Annotated in this window: 21 protein-coding genes and 1 pseudogene; 9 read left to right on the top strand and 13 right to left on the bottom strand. The window is 65.4% G+C overall.

Annotation, left to right across the window (positions count from 1 at the left end):
* Complete coding sequence (locus BM374_RS23780; RefSeq protein WP_092297440.1) at nucleotides 1–1,734, top strand: FAD-dependent oxidoreductase; 1,734 nt, start codon at nucleotides 1–3, stop codon at nucleotides 1,732–1,734.
* Nucleotides 1,735–1,832: 98 nt separating this feature from the next.
* On the top strand, nucleotides 1,833–2,627 hold the full coding sequence (locus BM374_RS23775; protein ID WP_092297437.1) for an IclR family transcriptional regulator: 795 nt from the start codon (nucleotides 1,833–1,835) through the stop codon (nucleotides 2,625–2,627).
* Between the two features lie 53 nt (nucleotides 2,628–2,680).
* Here BM374_RS23775 and BM374_RS23770 read toward each other — a convergent pair whose 3' ends face one another.
* From BM374_RS23770 to BM374_RS23760, 3 genes are read right to left on the bottom strand one after another with little or no spacing between them, the layout of a single operon-like run.
* On the bottom strand, nucleotides 2,681–3,424 hold the full coding sequence (locus BM374_RS23770; RefSeq protein WP_092297434.1) for an aspartate/glutamate racemase family protein: 744 nt from the start codon (nucleotides 3,422–3,424) through the stop codon (nucleotides 2,681–2,683).
* A 9-nt stretch (nucleotides 3,425–3,433) separates the two neighbouring features.
* Nucleotides 3,434–4,699, bottom strand: a complete 1,266-nt coding sequence (locus BM374_RS23765) for an NAD(P)/FAD-dependent oxidoreductase (RefSeq protein WP_092297431.1) — start codon at nucleotides 4,697–4,699, stop codon at nucleotides 3,434–3,436.
* A gap of 3 nt (nucleotides 4,700–4,702) precedes the next feature.
* A complete protein-coding gene (locus BM374_RS23760) occupies nucleotides 4,703–6,364 on the bottom strand; it encodes a thiamine pyrophosphate-binding protein (protein WP_092297428.1) in 1,662 nt (553 codons plus the stop codon).
* A 307-nt stretch (nucleotides 6,365–6,671) separates the two neighbouring features.
* Between BM374_RS23760 and BM374_RS23755 the strand changes: the two genes are divergently transcribed.
* Entirely contained in the window at nucleotides 6,672–7,988 is a 1,317-nt protein-coding gene (locus BM374_RS23755; protein WP_244552677.1) for an MFS transporter, read from the top strand.
* Between the two features lie 14 nt (nucleotides 7,989–8,002).
* Here the strand turns inward: BM374_RS23755 and BM374_RS38710 are convergent, their stop codons facing one another.
* The 7 genes from BM374_RS38710 to BM374_RS23720 form a co-directional block, all read right to left on the bottom strand.
* Entirely contained in the window at nucleotides 8,003–8,161 is a 159-nt protein-coding gene (locus tag BM374_RS38710; protein ID WP_164934211.1) for a hypothetical protein, read from the bottom strand.
* A 228-nt stretch (nucleotides 8,162–8,389) separates the two neighbouring features.
* Nucleotides 8,390–9,577 carry a mannonate dehydratase gene (uxuA, locus tag BM374_RS23745; RefSeq protein WP_092297422.1) on the bottom strand — a complete coding sequence of 396 codons (1,188 nt, stop codon included), beginning with the start codon at nucleotides 9,575–9,577 and terminating at the stop codon, nucleotides 8,390–8,392.
* 12 nt (nucleotides 9,578–9,589) lie between these two features.
* Nucleotides 9,590–10,639, bottom strand: coding sequence for an L-idonate 5-dehydrogenase (locus tag BM374_RS23740; protein WP_092297419.1), 1,050 nt, complete (start codon nucleotides 10,637–10,639; stop codon nucleotides 9,590–9,592).
* Complete coding sequence (locus BM374_RS23735) at nucleotides 10,636–12,042, bottom strand: TRAP transporter large permease (RefSeq protein WP_092297416.1); 1,407 nt, start codon at nucleotides 12,040–12,042, stop codon at nucleotides 10,636–10,638. The genes BM374_RS23740 and BM374_RS23735 overlap by 4 nt, the downstream gene beginning before the upstream one ends.
* Nucleotides 12,043–12,046: 4 nt before the next feature.
* Nucleotides 12,047–12,625: a TRAP transporter small permease gene (locus BM374_RS23730; protein ID WP_092297413.1), complete on the bottom strand. Its 579-nt coding sequence runs from the start codon at nucleotides 12,623–12,625 to the stop codon at nucleotides 12,047–12,049.
* A 132-nt stretch (nucleotides 12,626–12,757) separates the two neighbouring features.
* Nucleotides 12,758–13,717, bottom strand: coding sequence for a sialic acid TRAP transporter substrate-binding protein SiaP (locus tag BM374_RS23725; protein WP_092298027.1), 960 nt, complete (start codon nucleotides 13,715–13,717; stop codon nucleotides 12,758–12,760).
* Nucleotides 13,718–13,804: 87 nt separating this feature from the next.
* Nucleotides 13,805–14,599, bottom strand: coding sequence for a FadR/GntR family transcriptional regulator (locus BM374_RS23720; RefSeq protein WP_092297410.1), 795 nt, complete (start codon nucleotides 14,597–14,599; stop codon nucleotides 13,805–13,807).
* A gap of 171 nt (nucleotides 14,600–14,770) precedes the next feature.
* On the opposite strand from BM374_RS23720, the gene BM374_RS23715 reads away from it, so the two are divergent.
* The 3 genes from BM374_RS23715 (at nucleotide 14,771) to BM374_RS23705 (ending at nucleotide 17,655) form a co-directional block, all read left to right on the top strand.
* Complete coding sequence (locus tag BM374_RS23715; RefSeq protein ID WP_502689457.1) at nucleotides 14,771–16,210, top strand: mannitol dehydrogenase family protein; 1,440 nt, start codon at nucleotides 14,771–14,773, stop codon at nucleotides 16,208–16,210.
* Between the two features lie 89 nt (nucleotides 16,211–16,299).
* Nucleotides 16,300–16,707, top strand: coding sequence for a nuclear transport factor 2 family protein (locus BM374_RS23710; RefSeq protein WP_092297404.1), 408 nt, complete (start codon nucleotides 16,300–16,302; stop codon nucleotides 16,705–16,707).
* A gap of 90 nt (nucleotides 16,708–16,797) precedes the next feature.
* Nucleotides 16,798–17,655 carry an SDR family oxidoreductase gene (locus BM374_RS23705; protein ID WP_092297401.1) on the top strand — a complete coding sequence of 286 codons (858 nt, stop codon included), beginning with the start codon at nucleotides 16,798–16,800 and terminating at the stop codon, nucleotides 17,653–17,655.
* A 25-nt stretch (nucleotides 17,656–17,680) separates the two neighbouring features.
* On the opposite strand, the gene BM374_RS23700 is transcribed toward BM374_RS23705, so the two are convergent.
* Together BM374_RS23700 and BM374_RS23695 are read right to left on the bottom strand one after the other, a co-directional pair.
* Nucleotides 17,681–18,568: a dienelactone hydrolase family protein gene (locus tag BM374_RS23700; RefSeq protein WP_092298024.1), complete on the bottom strand. Its 888-nt coding sequence runs from the start codon at nucleotides 18,566–18,568 to the stop codon at nucleotides 17,681–17,683.
* Nucleotides 18,569–18,656: 88 nt separating this feature from the next.
* Nucleotides 18,657–19,028 (bottom strand): hypothetical protein, encoded by a 372-nt coding sequence (locus BM374_RS23695; protein WP_244552676.1) that lies wholly within the window; start codon nucleotides 19,026–19,028, stop codon nucleotides 18,657–18,659.
* Nucleotides 19,029–19,342: 314 nt separating this feature from the next.
* Here BM374_RS23695 and BM374_RS23690 point away from each other — a divergent pair.
* The 3 genes and pseudogenes from BM374_RS23690 to BM374_RS23675 form a co-directional block, all read left to right on the top strand.
* Nucleotides 19,343–19,710 (top strand): annotated as a pseudogene (locus BM374_RS23690) (MarR family winged helix-turn-helix transcriptional regulator); the annotation flags it as partial.
* 742 nt (nucleotides 19,711–20,452) lie between these two features.
* The gene (locus BM374_RS23680; protein ID WP_092297399.1) at nucleotides 20,453–21,517 is read left to right on the top strand and encodes a ketopantoate reductase family protein; all 1,065 of its coding nucleotides are present in this window, start codon (nucleotides 20,453–20,455) and stop codon (nucleotides 21,515–21,517) included.
* A gap of 239 nt (nucleotides 21,518–21,756) precedes the next feature.
* A complete protein-coding gene (locus BM374_RS23675; protein ID WP_092297396.1) occupies nucleotides 21,757–23,268 on the top strand; it encodes a helicase HerA domain-containing protein in 1,512 nt (503 codons plus the stop codon).
* 28 nt (nucleotides 23,269–23,296) lie between these two features.
* On the opposite strand, the gene BM374_RS23670 is transcribed toward BM374_RS23675, so the two are convergent.
* On the bottom strand, nucleotides 23,297–24,310 hold the full coding sequence (locus BM374_RS23670) for a HoxN/HupN/NixA family nickel/cobalt transporter (protein WP_177248491.1): 1,014 nt from the start codon (nucleotides 24,308–24,310) through the stop codon (nucleotides 23,297–23,299).
* Nucleotides 24,311–24,372 lie beyond the last annotated feature (62 nt).

Genomic DNA, 24,372 nt, shown 5'->3' with positions numbered 1-24,372 from the left:
ATGAGCGGCAGCGAGCAGAGCGCAATTGAGACTTACGAATGCGACGTGCTCGTCGCCGGATCGGGCTGCTCCGGCATGTCGGCCGCGATCACTGCGAGATATCGCGGCCTCGACGTGCTGATCGCCGAGAAGGAGCCGCGGTTCGGCGGCACCACCGCCCGCTCCGGCGGCTGGCTCTGGATTCCCGGCACGTCGCTGGCGAAGGCCTATGGCATCGAGGAGACGCCGGAGCAGGCCCGCACCTACCTGCGGCACGAGGCCGGCAACAATTTCGACGCCGCGCGCGTCGATGCGTTTCTGTCCGCCGGCCCCGAGGCCGTCGATTTCTTCACCACCAAGACGGCGCTCCGCTTCGACATGCCGCTGGTGTTTCCGGACTACCACGCGGAAGCGCCCGGCGGCGCGCAGGGCGGCCGCTCCATGGTGACCCGTCCATTCGACGGTCGCGAGCTCGGCGAGCTCATCAAGTCGCTCGGCATGCCGCTGCCCGAGCTCACCGTGTTCGGCATGATGCTGGGGTCAGGCAAGGAGATCATCCACTTCATGCGGGTGACGAAGTCGCTGACATCAGCGGTGTACGTCGCCAAGCGATTGTCGCGGCATTTGATGGACGTGCTGCGTTACGGCCGCGGCATGACGCTCACCAACGGCAACGCGCTGGCCGGGCGCCTCGCGAAATCCGCGCAGGATCTGAACATACCCATGTGGCTGTCCTCGCCGCTGCGCGAGCTCACGGTCGAGAATGGCGCGGTCACCGGTGCGATCGTCTCGCGCGAGGGACGCGACGTGCGCGTCCGCGCACGGCAAGGCGTCGTGCTCGCCTGCGGCGGCTTCCCGCATGATGTCGCGCGGCGCAAGAAGATGTTCCCGCATGCGCCGACCGGAAACGAGCATTTTTCGCCTGGGCCGACCGGCAATACCGGGGACGGCTTGCGCCTCGCCGAGAGCGCCGGCGGACGCATCGAGAATCGGCTGCCGAACGCGGCGGCGTGGGTGCCGGTGTCGCTGACCACGCGCAAGGACGGCTCGAAGGGCGTGATGCCGCATTTCATCGACCGCGCCAAGCCCGGTGTGATCGCAGTGATGCGCGACGGCAAGCGCTTTGCCAATGAAGGCAATTCCTATCACGACTTCGTCCAGGCCATGGTCAAGGCCTCCAAGCCCGGCGAGGAGATCGCGGCCTACCTCGTTTGCGATCACAAGACGCTGCGGAAATACGGCCTCGGCTGCGTGCCGCCCTTTCCGATGCCGCTGGGTCATCACCTCGATACCGGTTATCTCATGCGCGGAGATACGCTGGAGGCGCTCGCCGCGAAGGCGGGCATCGATGCCAAGGCCTTCGTCGAGACCGTCAGGCAATTCAATGCGACCGCGCCGCTGGGCTTTGATGCCGCCTTCGGCAAGGGCTCGAAAGCCTATAACCGCTACCAGGGCGATGCGCTGCACGGGCCCAACCCCTGCGTTGCGCCGATCGAGAATGGGCCATTCTACGCCATCAAGATGGTGATCGGCGATCTCGGCACCTATGCCGGCATCGTCACCGACGAGAACGCCCGCGCGCTCGACGCCGAGGGCCGGGTGATTCCGGGGCTCTATGCCGCCGGCAACGACATGGCGAGCATCATGGGCGGCAATTATCCCGGCGCCGGCATCACGCTTGGGCCGGCGCTGACCTTCGGCTACATTGCCGGCCGTCATCTCGCCGACAGCGCCGCCAAGCGCGACGCGGCGTAGGGCATGATCCGGACCCGAAGGGCCGCGTTAGCGCAAAGTGTGCGGCGGTTTTCCGAAAAGATCATGCTCAAGCGAGAACTCGAGCGCATCGGAGGCGCATGAAGAGAGAAAGCCGCGGCATCCAGTCGATCGAGGTCGGCGGAGAATTGCTCCGTGCGCTCGCCAGATGCGGCGAGCCGATGATGCTGCGCGATCTCGCCCGCGAGGCCGGCATGACGCCGGCCAAGGCGCATCCTTATCTCGCCAGCTTCTCCCGCATCGGCCTGATCGAGCAGGACGAGACCACCGGCCGCTACGAGATCGGCGCGCTGGCGCTCGAACTCGGCCTGATCAGCCTGCGTCGTCTCTCGGGCGTGCGCATCGCCGGACCGAAAATCGCCGCGCTCGCGAGCCAGATCGGACATGCGGTCTCGCTCGCGGTCTGGGGCACGCATGGACCGACCGTGGTGCAGATCGAAGAGCCGGCCCAGCCCGTCCACATCGTGATGCGACCGGGCTCGGTGATGGCGTTGCTGGAGACGGCCACCGGGCGCGCCTTCGCGGCGTTCTTGCCGGAGCAGACCATCAACGCCGCACTCGAAAGCGGGCTCGATCGCCAGGGCGTCGGTTACAATCCGAAGCGCGCCGTGAAAGGCCCAAAGGTCGCCGAGATGCTCACCGAAGTCCGCAAGCACGGTCTCGCCCGCGCCCTCGGCGATCCCCTGCCCGGCGTCAACGCATTCTCCGCACCCGTGTTCGACCATGCCGGCCACGTCGCGCTGGTCATCACCGCGATGGGACCGGAAGGCACTTTTGACGCGCGCTGGGACAGCCCGATCGCGCATGCCTTGCGGGATTGCGCCGGCGGGATTTCGAAGCGGCTGGGCCACGGGATCACGGTGGCGGCGGAGTGAAGCGCGAACCGGTCGCCTCACAACAAGTACGCCCTGCCGGACGTCAATTCGCATCAGCCAAACACGCGCGGGCGCAGTCCGGCGTGAAACCAGGTGATCATGGAATAGATGTCGTAGACGGGCAAGCCGACCTCGGCCTGCAAGGCCGCTGCATACGGCGGCATGTTGGTGCATTCGAGCACAATCGCACCGACGTCAGGATTTTTAGCGACGAGCTCCTTGCCGGCCTCGACCACATCACGCTCGGCCTGCGCGACGTCCATGTCTTCCTTCTCGGCCTTGATCAGGACGCGAAAGAATTCCTTGCCGTGCTCGGTGCCGGCGACAGGCGTATCGAGCGGCACGCCGGCGCCTTCGAGATGGGCCGGCGTCAGGGTCGATCCTGATACTGTGACGAGACCGACGCGCTTGCCCGGAGGCAAGGTTGCCTGCACCCACGGCACCTGCATCAGCGACGAGGTCGCGACGGGAACGCCGACCGCGGAGGCGATCTCCTTCTGAAACAGCGAGAGGAAGCCGCAATTGGTGGTGATGGCCTCGGCCCCGAGCCGCACCAGATCCTTCGCCGCGTCGATGAAGTCGGGCAGCAGGCCCGCCGCGCCTTTCAGCACCACCTTCTCCGGCGAGGCGCCGCTCACCACGCGATAGAGCACGGGGAATGGCCAGGTCGTGCCGTTGCCCATGTCGCCGGGGATACGGGGGAAGCGCGCTTCCAGCATCAAAATGCCGAGCGGCGCGCCGTAGATCGCCTTGCCGCCGCGGGCGATGCGAGAGGTCGAGTTGGCTGCGTTGCTCATGGTGCGATCTCAGAGAAAGCGGTTGGGCGAAAACGGCGCGAGCGGAATTTCAGGCTCCTTGCCGCTCAAAAGCTGCGCGACGAGCCGGCCGGTGCGGGCCGAGCCGACCAGGCCGACATGGCCGTGACCGAAAGCATAGACGATGTCGCGCGAGGCGCGCGCATAGCCGATGCAGGGACGTCCGTCCGGCATGCTCGGCCGATGCCCAAACCATGTCTTGACCCGCGAGGCCGGAATGTCCTTCGGCAGTTTCGGAAACATGCTGAGCAGGTGGTTGCGCAGGATCTCGGCGCGCTTCCAGTTCGGCGCGGCCTCGAGGCCGGCGATCTCGACCGTGCCTGCGGCGCGCAGGCCCTTGTCGGTCCAGTTCACCACCATCTTGGCGTCGGACGCCATCATCGAGCTGCGCGGACCTGTTTCAGGGTTCTCGATCATGACGTGATAGCCGCGCTCGGTCTCGAGCGGCAGTGGATCGCCGACCGATGCTGTCAGCTGCCTCGATCGCGCGCCGGCGGCCACCACCGCGGCGTCGCAAGCAATCTCGCCGGTCTCGGTGAGAACGGCGACGAGCTTGTTGCCGGACAGCTTCAGGCCCGTCGCCTTGGCGCGTACGAGCTTTGCACCGCTCGCCTGCGCATGCCGGGCAAGCGCAGTGACATAAGCGCCGGGATCGCGGCAGCGGCCGGCCTCCTCCACCACCACGCCAAAGGTATAGCGCGGATGCAGCTCCGGCTCGCGCTGGCGCATCTCGTCGGCGGAAAGCTCGAGCCACTCGACGCCGACCTTCCTGCGCAGGCGCCAGCCGAGATCGGTGTCGAAATTGCCGCGCGAGGTGAACACGTGCATGACGCCGTTGCGCTCGATCAGCTCGGGCACGCCGGCTTCTTCCGCAAGCTTCCGATGCAAGAGCGGTGCGTCCTTGAGCAGGTCGCGCAGCGCGAACGCGGTCTTCTCGACCCGCGCCGCGGTCCAGCCGGAGAGCAGGTACTTGACCAGCCAGGGCAGCGCTTTCGGCAAGTACGACCAGCGGATCGCCAGCGGGCCGAGCGGGTCCATCAGATAGCCCGGCACCTTCTTCCAGACGCCCGGCTCCGCCGGCGGGATCACCGAGTGCGATGACAGCCAGCCGGCATTGCCGTAGCTCGCCGCCTGTTCGCCACCGGGCTCGCCCGCATCGATCAGCGTGACACGATGTCCCTCGCGCAGCGCCTCGATGGCGCTGATCACGCCGATCGCGCCGGCTCCGATGATGGCGACGTGGCGGCCCCCCGACATCGCTTACGCCTTTGCCGCCGGCGTAAAATCCTTACCGACCGAGATCGCTCTGGGATCGATGATGCAGTGGAGGATCGACGGCTTGCCGGAGGCGAGCGCACGCTCGAACGCCGGCGCGAATTCCTCGGTGCGCTCGACGCGCTCGCCATGGCCGCCGAACGCCTTCGCATACATCGCGAAATCTGGATTCTTGAGCTGGGTGCCGACGACGCGGCCGGGATAATCACGCTCCTGGTGCATCCGGATGGTGCCGTATTGCGAATTGTCGACGACGATGACGATCAGCGGCGCGTCGTATTGCACGGCGGTCGCGAACTCCTGGCCGTTCATCAGGAAGCAGCCATCACCGGCGAAAGCCACCACGACTCGATCCGGAAATTGCCGCTTGGCCAGCACGCCCGCCGGCACGCCGTAGCCCATCGAGCCCGAGGTCGGCGCGAGCTGCGAGGCAAAACTGTGGAAGCGGTGATGGCGATGGATCCAGCCGGCATAATTGCCGGCGCCGTTGCAGACGATCGCATCCTTCGGCAGGCGGTCACGCAGCCAGGTCATGACCTGGCCATACTGGAACGTGCCCGGCAGCTCGCGCGCCTTGTCGGTCCAGGCGAGGTAGTCCGCATGCGCCTTGGCCGCTTCGCCCTTCCAGGCGACGGCGCCAGAGGGTTTCAGCGTCTCGACCGCGGCGGCGAACGCGGCCGGCGTCGCCTGGATCGCGAGCTCAGGCTGATAGACGCGGCCGAGTTCTTCCGAGCCCGGATGCACGTGGATCAGCTTCTGCTTCGGCGAGGGAATGTCGAACAGCGTGTAGGACGAGGACGGCATCTCCGACATGCGGCCGCCGATGAGGAGAATGACATCGGCGCCCTCGACGCGCGCCTTCAGGCCGGGGCTCGGTCCGATGCCGAGATCGCCGGCGTAATGCGAATGATCGGCGTCGATCAGCGAGGCCCGGCGGAACGAGGTGGCGACCGGCAGGTCGAAGCGCTCGGCAAAGCGCGCGATGCCCTTGGTGGCGTCATCGGTCCAGCGCGAGCCCCCGAGGATGACGAGCGGCGCCTTGGCGCTCGCAAGCATCGCAGTGAGGCGCTCGATATCGGCAGGTGCGGGCCAGCTCACCGCAGGCTCGATACGCATGGCGTCGGCAACAGCAGCGGTCTCGGTCAGCATGTTCTCCGGCAACGCGATCACGACAGGGCCCGGACGGCCCTGCATGGCGACGCGGAAGGCACGCGCAACCAGCTCCGGAATACGATCGGGACGATCGATCTCCACGGCCCATTTCGCCATCGAGCCGAACACGGCCTTGTAGTCGAGCTCCTGGAACGCTTCGCGCTCGCGCATGCCGGTATCGACCTGGCCGACGAACAGGATCATCGGGGTGGAATCCTGCATTGCGATGTGAACGCCATGGCTGGCATTGGTGGCGCCGGGACCGCGCGTGACGAAGCAGACGCCGGGCCGTCCCGTGAGCTTGCCATAGGCCTCCGCCATCATCGCGGCGCCGCCTTCGGCGCGGCAGATCACCACATCGATCGGGCTGTCATGCAGCGCATCGAGTGCCGCCAGATAGCTTTCGCCCGGCACGCAGGTGACGCGTTCGACGCCCTGCGCGACGAGCTGGTCGATCAGGATCTGGCCCCCGGTGCGGGTGTTTCTGATGGTCATGACAGCTCCCTGCAGGCTTGGCGATGCGCTCGAGGGCCTCGCGCAAATTTGTTCCGAGGTGGCGTAAGACAAGCGGAAATAAGGTGCAAGCCGAAACAGCTGCACGGCTGCCCCGCATCGTTCTGCACGGCGTCCATGCGGTTGCAGGCTTCGCATGCCCTGACCAAACCGGGACGCTGATATGCAGCTGGCCTTTGCAGCGCTTCCGCCGTTGACGCAGACCGACGCCGGTTTAAGTAGGTGAGACAGATAATGCAGGGGGTGGCGACGTTCGCTGGGCTGACTTCCCTTGCCCCATGCAGGACCCATGACGCCCTCGCCTCACGCGACTTCGCCAAGCACGACATCGAAATCGGCTTCAGCGCCCCCTCATCTCGCCATCGTCCTGTTCTCGCTCGCGATGGGCGGCTTTGCGATCGGAACCACCGAATTCGCATCAATGAGCCTGCTGCCGTTCTTCGCGGCCGATCTTCATATCGACGAGCCGACCGCCGGATATGCGATCAGCGCCTACGCCCTCGGCGTGGTGCTCGGCGCACCGCTGATTGCCGTGCTCGGCGCAAAGTTCGCCCGGCGCACCCAGCTGCTGGCGCTGATGGCCGTGTTCGCGATCGGCAACGCCCTCACCGCGCTGGCACCCGGCTTTGGCTCGATGGTCGCGGCCCGCTTCCTCTCAGGCCTGCCTCACGGCGCCTATTTCGGCATCGCCGCGCTGGTTGCGGCCTCGCTCGTTCCGCAACATCGGCGCTCACAGGCGGTCGGTCAGGTCATGCTGGGCCTGACCGTCGCCACCATCATCGGCGTGCCGCTGGCCAACCTGATCGGCCAAATGGTCGGCTGGCGCGCGAGCTTTGGCCTCGTGTCGCTGCTCGCCTTGCTCACCGTCCTGCTCTGTGCGCTGTTCGCGCCGCGCGACCAGGCCGGCCGGTCGAATCCGCTGCGCGAGCTCGGTGCACTCAGAAGCCGCCGCGTCTGGACGACGCTCGCGATCAGCGCCATCGGCTTCGGCGGCATGTTCGCCGTCTACACCTATCTGGCGACGACATTGATCGAGGTGACCAAGGTCAGCACCGGGGTCATCCCGTTCTTCCTGGCAATCTTCGGCATCGGCGCCACGCTCGGCAATCTGTTCGTGCCGCCCTTCGCCGACCGGGCACTGATGCCGACGGCGGGTGGCATCCTGATCTTTGCCGCCGTGGCGCTGCTGGTCTTTCCGCTCGTTGCCGGCAATCCCTGGCTGCTCGCGATCGATATCTTCGCCATCGGCGCCAGCGTCGCGCTCGGCGCCATCTTGCAAACGCGGCTGATGGACGTTGCGGGAGATGCACAGGCGCTCGCGGCCGCGCTCAACCATTCGGCGTTCAACACCGCCAATGCGCTCGGCCCCTTCCTCGGCGGCCTCGCCATTCGCCAGGGGCTGGGCTGGACCTCCACCGGTCCGGTCGGCGCTGCTCTGGCAGTCCTGGGCTTTCTGATCTGGATCGTCGCCTATCGCGACACCGGCCCCGCGCTGGCCGAGCACGCATCGAGCGGCGATGCCGCACCACGGGAAGCCGCTCCCCTGAAGCAAGCACCGCCGCTGGCGCCGCGTGAGCGGAGCCGTTCCAGGGATCCGGTGGCCTGACCGATCCAACGAGCTCAGAACAGAGCCGCGTTGAGGGCCTGTCCGTAGATCATCGCGGCGACGAGCGAGACCAGGAGGCCAGCGCCAGAGAAGATCACGAGGATCTTCAGGGTCTCGATATCGACGTTGGTTCCCGTCGCGCGGGATATTGCTCTTGCCAGTGCAGCAATCATCGCCAGCTCCGAAGCCGCCCGCGCAGTCGCGGGGCCTGACTTCATCTAACGCAGATCGGCGCGTCCGCCTGTGAAGCAGATTACAGGTGCGGCTGGCCGTCGGTCGACCGGATCACATCTCCACACACCGTCGTTGCGAGCGTAGCGAAGCAATCCAGAGTCGTTCCGCGGAGGGATTCTGGATTGCTTCGCTGCGCTCGCAAAGACCAGTTGATCGAGCTTCGTCCTCTACCGATGTCCGATCGCACGGATCGCGCCGCGCAGCTCGGCGAGGCCGCGCAGGCGGCCGATTGCGGTGTAGCCGGGATTGGTGCGCTTGGTGGCGGCGAGATCGTCGAGCATGCGGTGGCCGTGATCGGGACGAAACACGATTTGTTTGTCCGGCGACCGCCGCGCGTTCTCCTTCAACAACGCCTTGAGCACCGCGACCATATCGACGTCGCCGTCGAGATGATCGGATTCGTAGAACGACAGGCCGTCGGCCTCGCGCTTGGTGGCGCGCAGATGGGCAAAGGCGATGCGCGGGCCGAACCGTTCGGCCATTTCAGGCAGATTGTTCTCGGGCCGCACCCCCAGCGAGCCCGTGCACAGGCAGATGCCGTTCGCCTTCGACGGCACGGCATCGAACAGCGCCTGATAGTCATCGGCGGAAGAGGCAATGCGCGGCAGGCCGAACAGTGGCCGCGGCGGGTCATCCGGATGCAGCGTCAGCGACACGCCAAGCTGCTCGGCGACCGGCGTGACGCGCGCGAGGAACTCGGCGAGATGCTGCCGCAGCCCCCCTGGCGTGATGTCGCGATAGGTCTCCAGCCGGTCACGGAATTGCGGGATGGTCATCGGCTCGGTGGTCGAGCCGGGCAGCGCGCTGGCGATGACCTTGACGAGATAGTCGATGTCGGCCTCGCTCATCTTCTCGAACAGCGCTTTGGCGCGCGCCTGCGCTTGCGGCGAATACTCCTGGACGGCGGCGGGCCGCTTCAGGATATGCAGCTCGAAGGCGGCAAAGCGATCCTGGTCGAAGCGCATGGCGCGAGCGCCGTTCGGCAGCTCCCATTCCAGATCGGTGCGGCACCAGTCGACCACGGGCATGAAATTGTAGCAGATGATCTTGATGCCCGAGGCTGCGACGGCTTCCAGGCTCGCGATCCAGGCGTCGATGGATTTGGTCGCCTTGGCTCCGAGCCGCTTGACGTCGTCGGGGATCGGAATCGATTCCACGACCGACCAGGTCAGCTGCGAGCGACCCGGCTGGCCGTTCTCGATGAAATTCTTGCGCTCCTCCACCGCCTTGCGCGTCCAGGCCTCCCCAATCGGGACCTGATGCAGCGCCGAGACGATATCGCTCGCCCCGGCCTGCCTGACATCATCGAGCGAGACCGGATCATCCGGCCCGTACCAGCGCCATCCCTCGAGCATGGTCCTCTCCGATCAGTTCGCGGTCAGCACGACCTTGACGCTCTGCGAGCGATCGAGCGCCAGGCGCAGCGCGTCGGGCGCGGTCGAGAGCGGCCGCTCGGCGGTGACCAGCGACAGCACGTCGACGCTGCCGTCCCCGATCAGTTCCACCGCGGTCATGAATTCGAGCCCGAAGCGGAACGAGCCGCGCAGGTCGATTTCCTTGGCCATCACCGCATTCGACGGCGTCGGGATCTGGCCGCCCGGCAGATTGCCGATCTGCACCACCACGCCGCCGCGCCTGATGATGCCGATCGCGCTGGCAAGCCCTGCGGCCGTGCCGGAGACTTCGAACGCGACGTCATAGGGACGCGATGCCGCCTGCGCCTTCAGGCCTTCTTCCCCGCCCGAGACGTTCTCGACGTGGGATGCACCGAGCTTGGTCGCGAAGGCCAGCGGCGCCGGTGCGATATCGGCCACGGTGACGTCGGCCAGGCCGGCGCGGCGCGCGGCGAGCATGGTCAGAAGCCCGATCGGGCCCGCGCCGAAGATGATGCCGCGCTTTCCCTGGATGTTGCCGGCGCGCGCGACGGCGTGCAGGCAGACCGCCAGCGGCTCGGCCAGCACCGCCGCCTGATAGGAGACGTGGTCAGGGATCTTCACGCACTGCGCGGGGACCGCGTCGAAGTAATTGGCGAAGCCGCCCTGCATGTGCGGCGTCTTCGACGCCGAGCCCATGAAGTAGATGTTCTCGCAGAGGTTCTGTCGGCCCTCGCGGCAGGCGCCGCAATGGCCGCACCAGCGCGAGGGGTTGACCGCGACGCGGTCGCCGACCTTCAGATTGGCCGCCGCGCCCGCGATCTCCACGATCTCGCCGGAGATCTCGTGACCGAGCACCAGCGGCGACGTCACCACGAAATCGCCGGTCCGGGCGTGGCGGAAGTAATGCATGTCCGAGCCGCAGATGCCGCCGGCGCCGAAGCGGATGCGCACCATGCCCTCGGCAAGGTTGCCGAGCGGATGCTCGATCATGCGCAGGTCTTCGGGTCCGAACAGTGTCGCAGCGAGAGAGGTCGAGGTCATTTGGAGAGTCCCATGTATTTCGGCAGCCAGAGGGTCAGTTCAGGAATGTAGGTGATCGCGATCAACGCGAGCAGCAACGGCACCAGCCAGGGCAGGATCGCCACAGTCGTGCGCTCGACCGAGAGCTTGGCGACGCGGGCGAGCACGAACAGCACCATGCCGAGCGGCGGATGCAACAGGCCGATCATCAGGTTCAGCGTCATGATCAGGCCGAAATGAATCGGGTCGATCCCCAGCTTGAGCACGATCGGCAGCAGGATCGGCACCAGGATGGTGATCGCCGCCGTGGTGTCGATGAAGCAGCCGACGAACAGGATCAGGACGTTGGCGAGCGCCAGGAATGCCCATTTGTTGTGGGTGATGCTGAGCATCCAGTCCGAGAGCAGCTGGGCAGCCTGCGACACCGTCAGCAGCCAGGCGAAGATCGAGGCTGCCGTGACGATGAACAGCACCGAGGCCGTGGTCTCGATGGTGTCGAAAGTCGCCTTCGCCACCGTCTTCAGGGTCATGGTGCGATAGCGCACGAGGCCGAGGAACAGCGACCAGATCACCGCGGCAACGGCGGCTTCGGTCGGCGTGAACCAGCCCAGCGTCATGCCGCCGATCAGGATCACGGGCGCCATCAGCGCCATCACCGCCGAGAAGTCGAAGTACCAGTCGATCGCGAGCAGCGTGCCGAGACCGATGACGACCGCAAGATTGGTCGACAGGCCGGCCATCACCATCAGCCAGATCGCGAGCGGGAATGCGAGCACCACGACGATCTCGAGCCCGGCCGAGCCGAGCTGCGGCCAGGAGAACGGCGTGTCGCTGCCCCATTTGTTCCGGTACGCGAAGTAGGTGACGGTCGCCATCATCAGCAGCGTCAGGACGACACCGGGAATGACGCCGCCCAGGAACAGCGCGCCGATCGAGACGTTCGCCATCATGCCGTAGATGACGAAGGGCAGCGATGGCGGAATGATGGGCCCAAGCGTCGCGGAGGCCGCGGTGACGCCGACCGAGAACTCGGTGGTGTAGCCGTGGTCCTTCATCGCCTTGATCTCGATGGTACCGAGACCGGCGGCATCCGCGATGGCGGTGCCCGACATGCCGGAGAAGATCACCGAGCCGATGATGTTGACGTGACCGAGGCCGCCGCGCATCCACCCCACCAGCGCGACCGCGAATTTGTAGATACGCCCCGTAACGCCCGCGATGTTCATGAGATTGCCGGCCAGGATGAAGAACGGCACGGCGAGCAGCGGAAAGCTCTCGACGCCCGCGATCATGCGCTGCGCCAGTGTGACGTCGGGCGTTACACCGCTGACGAGGATGTAGAGCAGCGACGAGGCGGCCATGGCAATCGCCACGGGAACGCCGAGCAACATCAGGACGAGAAAACCGCCAAGCAACAGCAGCATGAGACTACCCTTCAAAACCGTCGTAGGCACCGGGACGTTCGAGGATCGAATAGCCCTGTCGCAAATGCTGCAGAGCGACCTGCAACGAGCGCGCGAACATCAGCACGAAACCTGCCAGCACCGCGTAATAGACGTAGTTCTTGGGAAAGTTGATCGTGGTCATGGCCTCGTCGCCGATGATCTGGATGTAAACCCAGACCAGCTTGATGGCGTAGCCGAAGAAGACGATCCGGATCAGGTCGATCACCGTAGACAGCGTCCGCGCGACGGCACCAGGCAGATAGCGGTAGATCAGGTCGACCTGGATGTGACGCGACAGCCGCACGCACATGGAGGCGCCGATGAAGACCACGCCGATCAGGCAGTAGGTCGCGATCTCCTCGGTCCAGGCATAGCTGTCGTTGAGCACATAGCGGGTGAAGAACTGCAGGAAGACGGCGAGCGCCATCACCCAGAAGATCGCCAGCGCCACCCAATCCTCGAAAGCGTAGACGCCGAGATCGATCTTCGGCGTTCCCTCCTCCTCGAAGGTATGGGCGATTTCGTCCCCGGTGATCTGCCGGTGTACCTCGGCGGTGGACATGTGGTTACTCCTTCAATCTCTCAACCGTCATTCCGGGGCGGCTCGAAGAGCCGAACCCGGAATCTCGAGATTCTCAGGTGCGCAATTGCGCACCATAGTTCTCGCTTCGCGAGCCCCGGAACGACGTGCGAGTCATTTCACCGCCTGGATCCGTTCCCAATCCGCCTTGCGATAGCCAAAACTCTCGAACGAGACGTTCTTCAGCACGGTGTCGCGGAACTCATTCTTGTCGACCTCGGTCACGGTCAGGCCCTTCTCCCTAAAGAAGGCGACGAGCTTGGCCTCGTTCTGCTTGATCTCCTCGGTCGCCTTGGCAGCGGCCTCCTGCGCGACGTCGGTGAAGATCTTCTTGTCCTCGTCGCTGAGCTTCTTCCAGAGCGCGCCCGCAATCACCGTATTGAGGTGATCGACGATATGGCCCGTGAGCACGATGTGCTTCTGCACCTCGTAGAACTTCTTCGCCTCGATCGTGGTCAGCGGATTCTCCTGAGCCTCGACCGTGCCGTTCTGGAGCGCCAGATAGACTTCGGCGAACGCGATCGGCGCGGTGTTGGCGCCGCAGGCGCGCGGCATCGCAAGGTAAGCCGGCACATCGGGCACACGCATCTTCAGGCCCTTCATGTCGGCGCAGGTTTTGATCGGCTTGTTCGACGAGGTCTGGCGCACGCCGTAATAGGTCACCGCGACGATGTGGTGGCCGCTCTTGTCCTCATAGCCCTTGGCTAGCTCCTTGAAGATGTCGCTCTTGGTGTAGGCGAGCAGATGATCGGCATCGCGGAAGGTGTAGGGATAATAGGTCACGCCGATCGGCGGAAAGCTCTTGGCGGCGAAGCTCGAGCCGGAAATGATGATGTCGACCGAGCCGAGCGAAAGGCCCTGGTTGATGTCGGCTTCCTTGCCGAGCTGGGAGGCCGGATAGACGTCGATCTGGTAGCGCCCGTTGGTACGCTTGCCGATCTCCTGCGCGGCCCAGACCGACGCGGTGTGGAATGGTTCCGAAGTCTCGTAGACATGGGCCCATTTCAGCTTGGTCTGCGCCAAGCCGGCGCCGGTGGTCGCAAACGTTGCGGCGACCGACATCGCCAGCACCATCGTCATTGTCTTCAACACTGAATATCCTCCACTGATTAAGTCTGCTTCTTGTTCACCCGCCCTGGAATCGAAGCGGGTCGCCCAATCTCATCGCCGTCGACCGCCGCCGCTCTTGGCCTGTTTGTTCGACGGTCGCTTTGATTTGCCCGGCTCAGCCCCGGATCGCACCGCCGGCGCCCCTGTTGATGTCTCGGCGCCGAAGTTCTGCGCAAAGCGCTCCTGCGAATGCGCAAGGTGGTCGCGCATGGCGTCGTGCGCCGTCATTGGCCGGCGCGCCGCAATGGCGTCGCGCACGGCCCGGTGCTCGCTAAGCGCGGTGCGCCAGGTGGAGGGGTTCTCGAAATAATGCGCAAGCTGCGCGAAATAGGGATTGAGACGCTGGTCGAACAGCTCGCCGACCACGCGCACCAGCACGGCGTTGCCGAGGCACCCGGCGATGGCGATGTGGAAGGCACGATCGTGGACCATCGAGGCTTCGCCGGGGTGGTCGACATTCTCCATCGCGACGAGAGCGGCGTCGATGCGCGCGACATCATCCTTGGTCGCGACCCGTGCGGCCTGCTCGGCGATGGCGCTTTCCAGGAATTCGCGGGCGCGCAGCAGCTCGAACGGCCCCTCGATGACGGCTGAAGGAACCGGCGTGGCGTCGGCGGGCTCGGTCACATAGATGCCGGAGCCGACGCGAATGCGGACGCGCCCTTCCACCTCGAGCGCGATCAGGGCCTCGCGCACCGTCGGCCGCGACACCTTGAGCTGATCGGCGAGCTCACGCTCGGTCGGCAAGCGGCTTCCGACCGCGTACTCGCCGCTGTCGATCAGGCTTCGCAATTGATCGGCGACCTGGCGATAAAGCCGTCTCGCCTCCACAGCTTCCAGCGGCACGCTGGTCCTCCCGAAAGGGTCTCGCCGGGAAGGATTCCAGCCCGGCGGCCAATTTTGGATAATTGGCCTTACCAATTGACCGGAGCATTGACCTGATACGGGCGCCATGTCAAGCAGCCGCCGAGCAAAGGGGAAATGACCATGCGGCTTGGAAACGCCAATCTCGATCGGCTGCCAGCTGGCATTCGCCGCCCGGTCTACGACCGCTCGCGCGTCACGTCGGGGATCGTGCATCTCGGATTGGGCGCGTTTCATCGCGCCCATCAAGCCGTCGTCATCGACGATTGTCTTGGCGCAGGCAGCTCGTCATGGGGTATCATCGGCGCGAGCCTGCGCAGCCCGGAGACGCGCAACGCCCTCGCCCCGCAGGATCATCTCTATACGGTCGCCGTACGCGCCGCTGAGGGCACCGCGCACCGTATCATCGGCGCGCTGCTCGACAGCGTCGTCGCGCGCGAAAATCCGGCGGCGCTGATCGAGCGGATGGCCGATCCCGCCATTCGCATCGTCTCGCTCACGGTCACCGAGAAGGGCTATTGCCACACGCCACAGACCGGTGACCTCGACGAGCGCCATCCTGATGTCGTACACGATCTCAACAATATCGACGCGCCGCGCTCGGCGCCCGGCTTCATCGTGGCCGCACTGGCACGCCGGCGGACGCTGGGCATTCCACCCTTCACGGTGCTGTGCTGCGACAACCTCGCTGCCAACGGCCACACCGTGCAGCGGATCGTGACCCAGTTCGCCGCGCTTCGCTCGAAGGATCTCGGCAAATGGATCGCCGATACGGTCGCATTCCCCTGCACCATGGTCGACCGCATCGTGCCGGAAACCACACAGGCCGATCGCGAGGCGCTCGCCGCGGCGCTCGGCTTGCGCGACGCCTGGCCCGTGATGACCGAGCCCTTCACACAATGGGTGGTTGAGGATCGCTTCTGCGCAGGCCGTCCCGATCTCGCCGCTGCAGGCATCGAGCTCGTCACCGACGTCAAGCCGTTCGAACTGATGAAGCTGCGGCTGCTCAATGCCAGCCATTCGGCGCTGGCCTATCTCGGCTATCTCGCCGGCTACGAGACCATCGCCGACACCATGCAGGATCCGCATTTCGCCCGCCTCGCCGCGCGGGTGATGGAAGAGGCGGCGGTGACGCTGACGATGCCTGCTGGTACCGACCTTGCGGCCTATCGCGCCTCACTGCTGAAACGTTTTTCCAATCCGGCACTGCATCACCGCACCTGGCAGATCGCGATGGACGGCTCGCAGAAGCTGCCGCAGCGCCTGCTCGGTGCGATACAGGATCGCCTCGCCAGGAACCTGCCGATCGCAACCCATGCGCTCGCGGTGGCCGGCTGGATGCGCTACGTCAGTGCGATCGACGAGCAGGGCCGCGCGATCGACGTGCGCGATCCCCTCGCCGCCGAGCTTGCAAGTCTGGCACACGAAGCCGGCCCGGTCGCCGAGCGGCTCGCGCCCGCGTTGCTCGGCGTTGCCAAAGTGTTTGGACCGCTTGGTGCCGAGCCGCGCCTGCGCGAGGCCGTGACCGCGGCGCTCGGACAGCTCTACAAGGACGGCGCGCGGCGCGCGGTGGAGAGGCTGGTTTCGGTGTGACCACAAACTGGGCAGCAATGCTGCACTGCGTTCAAAGTGCGCCTGAAGTCGCGCTTGATTTTTGCCTGCCATTGGCCCACCCGAGAGGCATGGCAAAGGACAGCAAGGTCATCGCCGCGAACGCGGCTTTTTACGCCGCCTTCTCGACGGGCGATTTTGACGAGATGAAGCGGATGTGGGCGGATGACGACGCCATTTCCTGCATTCATCCCGGCTGGCCCGCGATCGTCGGCCATGCCACGGTGATCGGAAGCTGGCGCGACATCCTGCAGAATCCGGAGCGGCCGCAGATCGTCTGCGCCGAGCCGCAGGCCATCATCGATGGCGACAGCGCCCGCGTGCTCTGCATCGAAATCGTCGACGGCACCGCGCTCGCCGCCGCCAACCATTTTCGCCGCGTCGGCGACGGCTGGCGCCTGGTTCACCACCAGTCGAGCCCGATCGCGCAGATTGTCGAGCAGGCCGAGGACGATAGGGCGAGCCACCGGGTGCACTGACGACGATCCTCACGCCGGCGTGATCTACTGTGCATGGGGTTGTTTTGCGGTTTTTTGTTTGACGGCGAGTTCCGACTGCACGGATGACGCATGCGGCTCTTTATCCTTGGCCTCGGCTATAGCGCCCGGCACTTCGTCCGCAGGTTCGGCGACCGCTTTTCGCATCTCGCCGGCACGGTGCGCGATCCGGCCAGGCGGGACGACCTTGCCGGCCTGGAGTTGCATGGCTTTTCCGGCAGCCGACCGGCTGACGCGACGATCAATCGCATCCGCGACGCCGACGTTCTCCTGGTATCGATCCCGCCGGGGAACACGGGCGATCCCGCGCTCACGGCGCTCGGCGACGTGCTGGCGACGGGTCGCCGCAAGGTGGTCTATCTCTCCACCATCGGCGTCTACGGCGATCACGCCGGCGGTTGGGTCGACGAGAGCACGCCACCGCAATCGTCGCTCGACCGCGCGCGGATGCGGGCCGCGGCCGAGCAGGCCTGGACCGAGACGGCGCAAGGCAATGTCGCGATCCTGCGGCTTGCCGGCATCTACGGTCCCGGCCGCAACGCGCTGATGGCGCTGCGCAGCGGCACGGCCCGGCGCATCATCAAGCCCGGCCAGGTCTTCAACCGCATCCATGTCGACGACATCGCGAGCGCGATCATGGCCGCCATCCGCCACGAGAACGGCGGCACGTGGAACGTCTGCGACGACGAGCCCGCGCCGCCGCAGGACGTGATCGCCTATGCCGCGCAGCTCATGGGCATTGCGCCGCCGCCCGAAGAGGCGTTCGAGACCGCCCAGATGTCGGCGATGGCGCGCAGCTTCTATTCAAGCAGCGCCCGTGTCTCCAATGCGAGACTGAAGCGCGAGCTCGGTGTCGCGCAGGCCTATCCGACCTACCGGCACGGCCTCGATGCGCTGTGGCGTGGAGGCGAGGCGAAGCTTGCGCCCTGAAGGGCTGCCGGTCGGCCGCCCTGCGTCAGCTCAGCACGCCATATTTCCTGAACCAGGCCTGCGCCTGCTTCCAGGCATCTTCCGCCGCATCCTTGCGATAGCTGCTGCGATAGTCGGCGTGGAAGCCGTGCGGCGCATCCGGATAGATCTTGAATTCGGCCGTCTTCTTGTTCTGCTCGAGCGCCGCCTTGAGCTGCTCGACCTGCGCCACGGGAATGCCGGTATCGGCGCCGCCATAGAGGCCGAGCACTGGGGCCTTCATCTCGGGCGCGAGCTGGAGCGGGCTCTTCGGCCAGAGCGGATTGGGCGCATCGACCGGCGGGCCGTAGAATGCGACGCCGGCCTTGAGCGCGCTGCTGTGCGCGGCATATTCCCAGACGGTGCGGCCGCCACGGCAGAAGCCGATGATGCCGAGCTTCGTGGTGTCGCCTCCCTGCGATCCCGCCCACGCCACCGTCGCATCGAGATCGGACAGCAGTTCGGCATCCGGCTTGGCATTGACGATCGGCAACAGGTCCTTGATGTCGGTGATCTTGGTGAGATCCGTGCCCTTGCGAAAGTAATAGTCGGGCGCAACTGCGAAGGCGCCGAGCTTGGCGAGACGCCGCGTCACATCCTTGATGTATTCGTGCAGCCCGAAGATCTCCATCGCCACGATGATCACCGGTGCCTTGGTGTTGCCGGCGGGACGGGCGAAATAAGCCGGCATATCCTCGGAGCCCACCTTGATCCTGGCGTCGCCGGCCTGCAGGCCGTTGGTGTCGGTCGTGATCACCTCGGCGCGGACGGGACCTGCCGCAAGCGTGTAGCCGGCGGCAACGGCCGCGCTGGCGCTCATGAATCCGCGACGCGAGACCGGAGCGACTTTCGTCAGCCCGATGACGTCGGCCGTGACAGTGGTTTCAATACTCATCGGTTGATCCTTCCTGATGGCTTGCCCTGGTGCCTTGCCTTGATCCGTCAGGCGACGCATTCGCCAACAATTGCCGGCGAAACGCAAATCACCAGCCTGCGAGTGCAGGGCCCTTCAGACTCGACGATCGCGCTGCTTCACTGGGGCAGTTTCCGGCATCAGACTCATCGCGACCGCTGGCGCCGGCCTGGTACCTCTTGCTGGCGGCGATCGTCGGGAAAGGGGCGTAAAATGCGGTGAACGGCAGCGAGCCGATGACCGAGAGCAAGCCGAAGCCGACCAGCAGCGACAGCATACCCGGCGCATGAACGATCCAGAGGAAGACCGGATAGGTCAGCAGCAGGGTCGCGAGCTGCGGCCAGATCATCACGGGCTTGCGGCCGAGCTCCCATCCCGCGGCACCCCAATGCGTGTTGCGGAAACTGTGCGGCTTCGCGCAATTCGCAACGCTTTGCCGCAACTGACAGGCTCGATGGTGGCCGCATCGACACATCATGTTGCTTGGCACAGCACAGCGCCCGACAATCGGGCGCAAGCCCGCGCGATTTGAGTGAAATTTTCAGATCAGTCGAGCCGTCATATTTACTCGAACTTTCTTCATGGCGCTCTAGTTCCACTCCCGAATGTTCCATCTCCAGAACGGAGAAGCGTCTTCCAAGCGCGGCAATTGTTTTCGCTTCGGGCGAAGCAACGCTCGACAGCATCATTGTGACCCGCAGTGATCGCGCACCCAGAGGCTCAATTGAATAAAGCTTTATCTGATCTGGCACCGATATGAATTTGGCTCGCGAAGCGATTGAATTACTGGGACAGGTGGCGCGACTCCTGTGGTTCGAAGGCACCAAGCACGGCATGCGCGATCGCGAGTGGATGGCACTACGATTCCTCTCCCGTGCCAACCGCTTCTCCAGGACACCATCGGCGCTGGCGAGCTATGTCGGTACCACGCGCGGCACCGCCTCCTTCATCATCGGCGAGTTCGAGCGGCTCGGCTATCTGGAACGGAAGCGCTCCGCCAAAGACAAGCGCTCGGTGACGCTGAGCGTGACGCTGCAGGAAAAAAGTTTCTGGCGCGAGATCCCGTCAATGGCCTGGTCGAGGCCATCACCGTCCTCGAGGAGGACGGCAAGATCCGCTCGCGTCCCTCTGATTCAAGAGGGCGCAGGGAAGGCCGGGTGCTGACCTCGCACCCGCGGTCTGCTGCGCGAAGACGTAGCGCAAAAAGACCGCACAACAGCATACAGGTGGTGCCAATCACTCGGCCTTCCCTGCGCAGTGGTTTGACGGCTTATGCCGCGCTCTCCCGGGAGCCGATTTTCCCTCTGGCCTCCCTCGCCCTCGCGAATTGACGATGCAGTTAACCCGGTTGGGCGCCCTGCACCTCCGCGACAGCTTGACCGTAGCAACGACGGCCAGGACCACACGGTTTTGCCGTACGCGCATTCGCCGGCCACAGGGTCTTGCAGCAGTGTGCACACGCGCTGCAGGAATGTTGGCGCAACGAACTGAATAGCCTCGTTCGTCCCCATGCGGTTACGGGCTCACAGGGACTACCCGCCCTGCCCGCACCTTCTCGTGCCGACGCTGCCGCGTCCACCGCATCCCCGGCTCGCGAACGTGACGATGGACGATCGCCCCTCAAGCTCGAGCCGGGATGGCCGACACATACGCCGTTTCCGAATTTCGGTAAAGCGGAATATTTTTGCCAGGGATACTTGACACGTTCCTACAGGTGTTTCGCTCCGTTCGGGCTACGGAATATCCGCAGTTGCTTGTATGCATTATCCCAGTTGCCATTGCGGAGTTGTTCGTTTTACATGCCTCCAACCGTCCTCGGGCCGCGGCCGGGGCGCAACAATCACATGACATTCCAGGGGACGAGACATGGCGCGTAACGTATTGATTCTGGGAGCTTCCTACGGCTCCCTGCTGGGCACCAAGCTGCTGATGGCCGGCCACAATGTGACCCTGGTCTGCCGCGCCAAGACCGCGGAGCTGATCAACCGTGACGGTACCGAGGTGCGCATCAAGCTGCGCGACGAAGCGGTGCACCGCGCGATCTTCTCGCGTGACCTGCCCGGCAAGTTGGATGCGGTGACACCGCAGAATGTCGACGTCTCCCGCTACGACATGGTCGGGCTGGCGATGCAGGAGCCGCAATACACCAATCACACGGTCCGCATGCTCATGGTCAAGATCGCCGCGGCAAAGCTGCCGTGCCTCTCGATCATGAATATGCCGCCGCTGCCGTATCTGAAGCGTATCCCGGCGCTATCAGACATGGACCTGGAGGAGGCCTACACCAATGCGCAGGTGTGGGAGCGGTTCGAGCCAGGGCTGGTGACGCTGTGCTCGCCCGATCCGCAGGCCTTCCGTCCGCCGGAGGAAGCGGCGAACGTGCTGCATGTCGGGCTGCCCACGAACTTCAAGGCATCCGTCTTTGCCGACGAGAAGCACAACAAGGTGCTGCGCGAGTTAGAGGCCGACATCGACGCGGTAACGCTCGACGGCAAGGATGTGCCGGTCAAGCTGAAGGTGTTCGATTCGCTGTTCGTGCCGCTGGCGAAGTGGTCGATGCTGCTCACCGGCAACTACCGCTGCATCACGCCGGACGAGCCGCAGTCGATCCGCGATGCCGTGCATGGTGACCTCAAGCGCTCGCAGACGATCTACGACCATGTCGACGCGATCGCGCGCCGCCTCGGCGCCGATCCCGCGGACCAGGTGCCGTTCGCGAAATACGCCAAGGCCGCCGAAAGCCTGCTGAAGCCGTCGTCGGCGGCGCGGGCCGTGGCCAGCGGCGCGCCCTTCATCGAGCGTGTCGATCTCCTGGTGAAGCTGATCTCGCATCAGCTCGGCGTGCCCAATGCCGAGATCGATCGCACGGTCGACACCGTCGACCAGAAGCTGAACGAGAAGATCGTGCAGGGCGGATCGGGCGCGCAGTGACGGCTTTAGCGCGGCAGCGCTATTTCGCGCCTCACGCGATCACCTGAGCAACGGGCCGGCGCAATGACTTCGGCAGCTCCGGCCCGGTGCCAAAACAACCGGCCCGCGCATCTACGGGCTCCGAAGCCAGGCTTGAATCCGCCGTGGGCAACGGGGCGTGATTCGCCCTGTTTCGCTCGACGCATCCCGATCCGATTGATAAGCCCCTGTCCGCGAATGGTGGAATTTGAGTCGGGGACATGACGGTTGCGATCGAGATGGGGCTGACCACGGCGGGCGCCGCGGCGGCCATGGACCTCGAGGAACTCCTGGCGACCCGGCTTCTGGTGCAAGGCAATTCCGGTTCCGGCAAGTCGCATCTGCTCAGGCGCCTCTTGGAACAGAGCGCGCCCTGGGTGCAGCAGGCCATCATCGATCCTGAAGGCGATTTCGTCACGCTAGCCGAACGTTTCGGCCATCTCGTGATCGACGCCGAGGATCATACCGAGCGCGGACTTCAGGTGGCGGGCGAACGCGCGCGGCTGCATCGCGTCTCCACCGTGCTCAATCTCGAAGGACTGGATGCCGAGAACCAGATGCGGCGCGCCGCCGCCTTCCTTGGCGGGATGTTCGACGTCGAGCGCGACCATTGGTACCCGATGCTGGTCGTGGTCGACGAGGCGCAGCTGTTTGCGCCGGCCGTCGCCGGCGAAGTCTCGGACGAGGCGCGCAAGCTGTCGCTCGGCGCCATGACCAATTTAATGTGCCGCGGCCGCAAGCGCGGGCTCGCCGGCATCATCGCCACGCAACGTTTGGCAAAGCTCGCCAAGAACGTCGCGGCGGAAGCCTCGAACTTCCTGATGGGCCGGACCTTCCTCGATATCGATATGGCGCGTGCCGCCGATCTACTCGGCATGGAGCGGCGGCAGGCGGAAGCCTTTCGCGATCTCGAACGCGGACAATTCATGGCGCTGGGACCTGCGCTATCACGGCGTCCGCTACGGCTGAACATCGGCTCCACCGAAACCAGCCCGCGCAATTCGACTCCGCGGCTGATGCCGCTGCCCGAAGCCACGCTTGAAGATGCACGCGCGGTGATCCTGGCTGCGCCGCCGCCCGATGCCAGCCGGCCGCAGCGTCGGCCGGCGCCTGATCTGCTCGAGCAGCTCCGTGCCGCGAAGGCGGCGGCTCCCGAGATCAGCCCCGAGGCGGTCGAGGTCGCGGTCAGCGCCGAGGAGCTCGCGGAACGGCGCGAGCGCGTGGATCGGACGTTGCGCGCCGTGCTGGCCGCGCCCGACGCCGGCTTCCGCGCCATCGGCGTGCTCTACCAGGAGTTCGTGGTCCGCTGCCGCATCGAAGGTCTCGGCGCGGCCGTGCCCGACTTGAGCGAATTCCGCCGCATGCTGACCCATGCACGCGCTGGGGTCGGCACTGACATCGCCGAGGACGATGCCTGGCAGGAGGTGACGCTACGCGCCTCGATCCTGCCCGACGACATGCAGGGCGTGTTCATGATGATCGCACGGGCCGCCAAGGAAGGGTGGCCCTGCCCCGGCGATGCCGCGATCGCGCGCGCCTATGGCTCGCACTCGCTGCGCCGCGCGCAGCGCCTGCTCGGCTATATGGAGGAGCAGGGCCTGATCGTCGTTCAGCTCGACGGCGGCGGACGCAGGTTCATCACGCTGGTGGAATTGGCCTGGGCGACCGCGCCGGGCGATCCCAATGGCGACGACCAGCCGGCGGAGCAGATAGCGAGCGCGGCGTCGGCCTAATTCGGCAGATTCAGGGACGCCTCGTCAGTTACACGGCCTCGGTCGCATCAGGCAAACGGCGCGCCTCATCGGCGAACATGCGGCGGTAGAGCAGGCGCGAGACCAGCCAGGCGATCACGAACAGCGCGATCACCACAAAGCCTACATTGGCGAGCGACTCGTTGAGGCTATCGACCAGCGCCCACACGCCGCCGGAAAGTCCAAGCCGGTCGGAGATCAGGCCGAGCGCCTCGATGCTGCCGATCAACAGCGCCACCGCGACGGACGCGCCTGTTATCGTCAGGTTGTACCAGAGCTTGCGCATGGGATCGACGAAGGCCCAGCGATAGGCGCTCACCATCAGCGCGGAGTCGGCGGTATCGACCAGCGCCATGCCTGACGCGAACAGCGCGGGAAAGACCAGGATGTCGGTGAACGATGCACCGCGCGCGGCCTCCGTGGCGGAGATGCTGAGCAGGCCGATTTCGGTGGCGGTGTCGAAGCCGAGACCGAACAGCAATCCAAGCGGAAACATGTGCCAGGGCTTGGTCACCAGGCGGAACATCGGGCCGAGCAGGCGCGCGAGAAATCCGCGATGGGCGAGCAGCGCGTCCAACCCGGCGGCGTCATGAATGCCCTGCTCGCGCGCCGCACGAAAGGTCCGCCACAGGCCGGCGAAGATGGCGAGATTGATCGCCGCGATCGCCAGCAGGAACAGCGCCGACACCGATGTGCCGATCAGGCTGCCAGCGTCCTTCAACAGGCTGTCGCCGCCAAGGCTGACCACGCCAAACGCAAGCAGCATGGTCGCAATCACCACCACGCTGGAATGGCCGAGCGCGAAATACAGGCCGACGCTGCGCGGCGTTTCGCGCGTCTGCATCAGCTTGCGCACGACATTGTCGATGGCGGCGATGTGATCGGCGTCGACGGCGTGGCGCAGGCCGAACACCCAGGCAAGCAGGGCGGTCGCCGTCACCGCGGGCTGGTCGCCGAATGCCGCGAAAGCCCAGGCCCATGCGGCAACATTGGCGGCGACGAGCCCGCCGAACAGCAGCATCATTCCAGGCCCGCCCGCATAGACCATCCCGTCAAAACACGCATTCCGCCGTACGTCCATTGCGC

The organism is Bradyrhizobium sp. Ghvi (assembly GCF_900115265.1).
In the GTDB taxonomy this organism is placed as follows: domain Bacteria; phylum Pseudomonadota; class Alphaproteobacteria; order Rhizobiales; family Xanthobacteraceae; genus Bradyrhizobium.
This window is presented reverse-complemented; position numbering and strand designations above follow the sequence as displayed.

What these genes read in the sequence shown, in the direction of transcription:
- BM374_RS23675 (WP_092297396.1), top strand. Translation starts at nt 21,757, where the DNA reads ATGACGGTTGCGATCGAGATGGGGCTGACCACGGCGGGCGCCGCGGCG.
- BM374_RS23775 (WP_092297437.1), top strand. Translation starts at nt 1,833, where the DNA reads ATGAAGAGAGAAAGCCGCGGCATCCAGTCGATCGAGGTCGGCGGAGAA.
- BM374_RS23760 (WP_092297428.1), bottom strand. Translation starts at nt 6,364, where the DNA reads ATGACCATCAGAAACACCCGCACCGGGGGCCAGATCCTGATCGACCAG.
- BM374_RS23705 (WP_092297401.1), top strand. Translation starts at nt 16,798, where the DNA reads ATGCGGCTCTTTATCCTTGGCCTCGGCTATAGCGCCCGGCACTTCGTC.
- BM374_RS38710 (WP_164934211.1), bottom strand. Translation starts at nt 8,161, where the DNA reads ATGATTGCTGCACTGGCAAGAGCAATATCCCGCGCGACGGGAACCAAC.
- BM374_RS23700 (WP_092298024.1), bottom strand. Translation starts at nt 18,568, where the DNA reads ATGAGTATTGAAACCACTGTCACGGCCGACGTCATCGGGCTGACGAAA.
- BM374_RS23755 (WP_244552677.1), top strand. Translation starts at nt 6,672, where the DNA reads ATGACGCCCTCGCCTCACGCGACTTCGCCAAGCACGACATCGAAATCG.
- BM374_RS23670 (WP_177248491.1), bottom strand. Translation starts at nt 24,310, where the DNA reads ATGATGCTGCTGTTCGGCGGGCTCGTCGCCGCCAATGTTGCCGCATGG.
- BM374_RS23730 (WP_092297413.1), bottom strand. Translation starts at nt 12,625, where the DNA reads ATGTCCACCGCCGAGGTACACCGGCAGATCACCGGGGACGAAATCGCC.
- uxuA (WP_092297422.1), bottom strand. Translation starts at nt 9,577, where the DNA reads ATGCTCGAGGGATGGCGCTGGTACGGGCCGGATGATCCGGTCTCGCTC.
- BM374_RS23725 (WP_092298027.1), bottom strand. Translation starts at nt 13,717, where the DNA reads ATGGTGCTGGCGATGTCGGTCGCCGCAACGTTTGCGACCACCGGCGCC.
- BM374_RS23680 (WP_092297399.1), top strand. Translation starts at nt 20,453, where the DNA reads ATGGCGCGTAACGTATTGATTCTGGGAGCTTCCTACGGCTCCCTGCTG.
- BM374_RS23770 (WP_092297434.1), bottom strand. Translation starts at nt 3,424, where the DNA reads ATGAGCAACGCAGCCAACTCGACCTCTCGCATCGCCCGCGGCGGCAAG.
- BM374_RS23710 (WP_092297404.1), top strand. Translation starts at nt 16,300, where the DNA reads ATGGCAAAGGACAGCAAGGTCATCGCCGCGAACGCGGCTTTTTACGCC.
- BM374_RS23740 (WP_092297419.1), bottom strand. Translation starts at nt 10,639, where the DNA reads ATGACCTCGACCTCTCTCGCTGCGACACTGTTCGGACCCGAAGACCTG.
- BM374_RS23735 (WP_092297416.1), bottom strand. Translation starts at nt 12,042, where the DNA reads ATGCTGCTGTTGCTTGGCGGTTTTCTCGTCCTGATGTTGCTCGGCGTT.
- BM374_RS23780 (WP_092297440.1), top strand. Translation starts at nt 1, where the DNA reads ATGAGCGGCAGCGAGCAGAGCGCAATTGAGACTTACGAATGCGACGTG.
- BM374_RS23765 (WP_092297431.1), bottom strand. Translation starts at nt 4,699, where the DNA reads ATGTCGGGGGGCCGCCACGTCGCCATCATCGGAGCCGGCGCGATCGGC.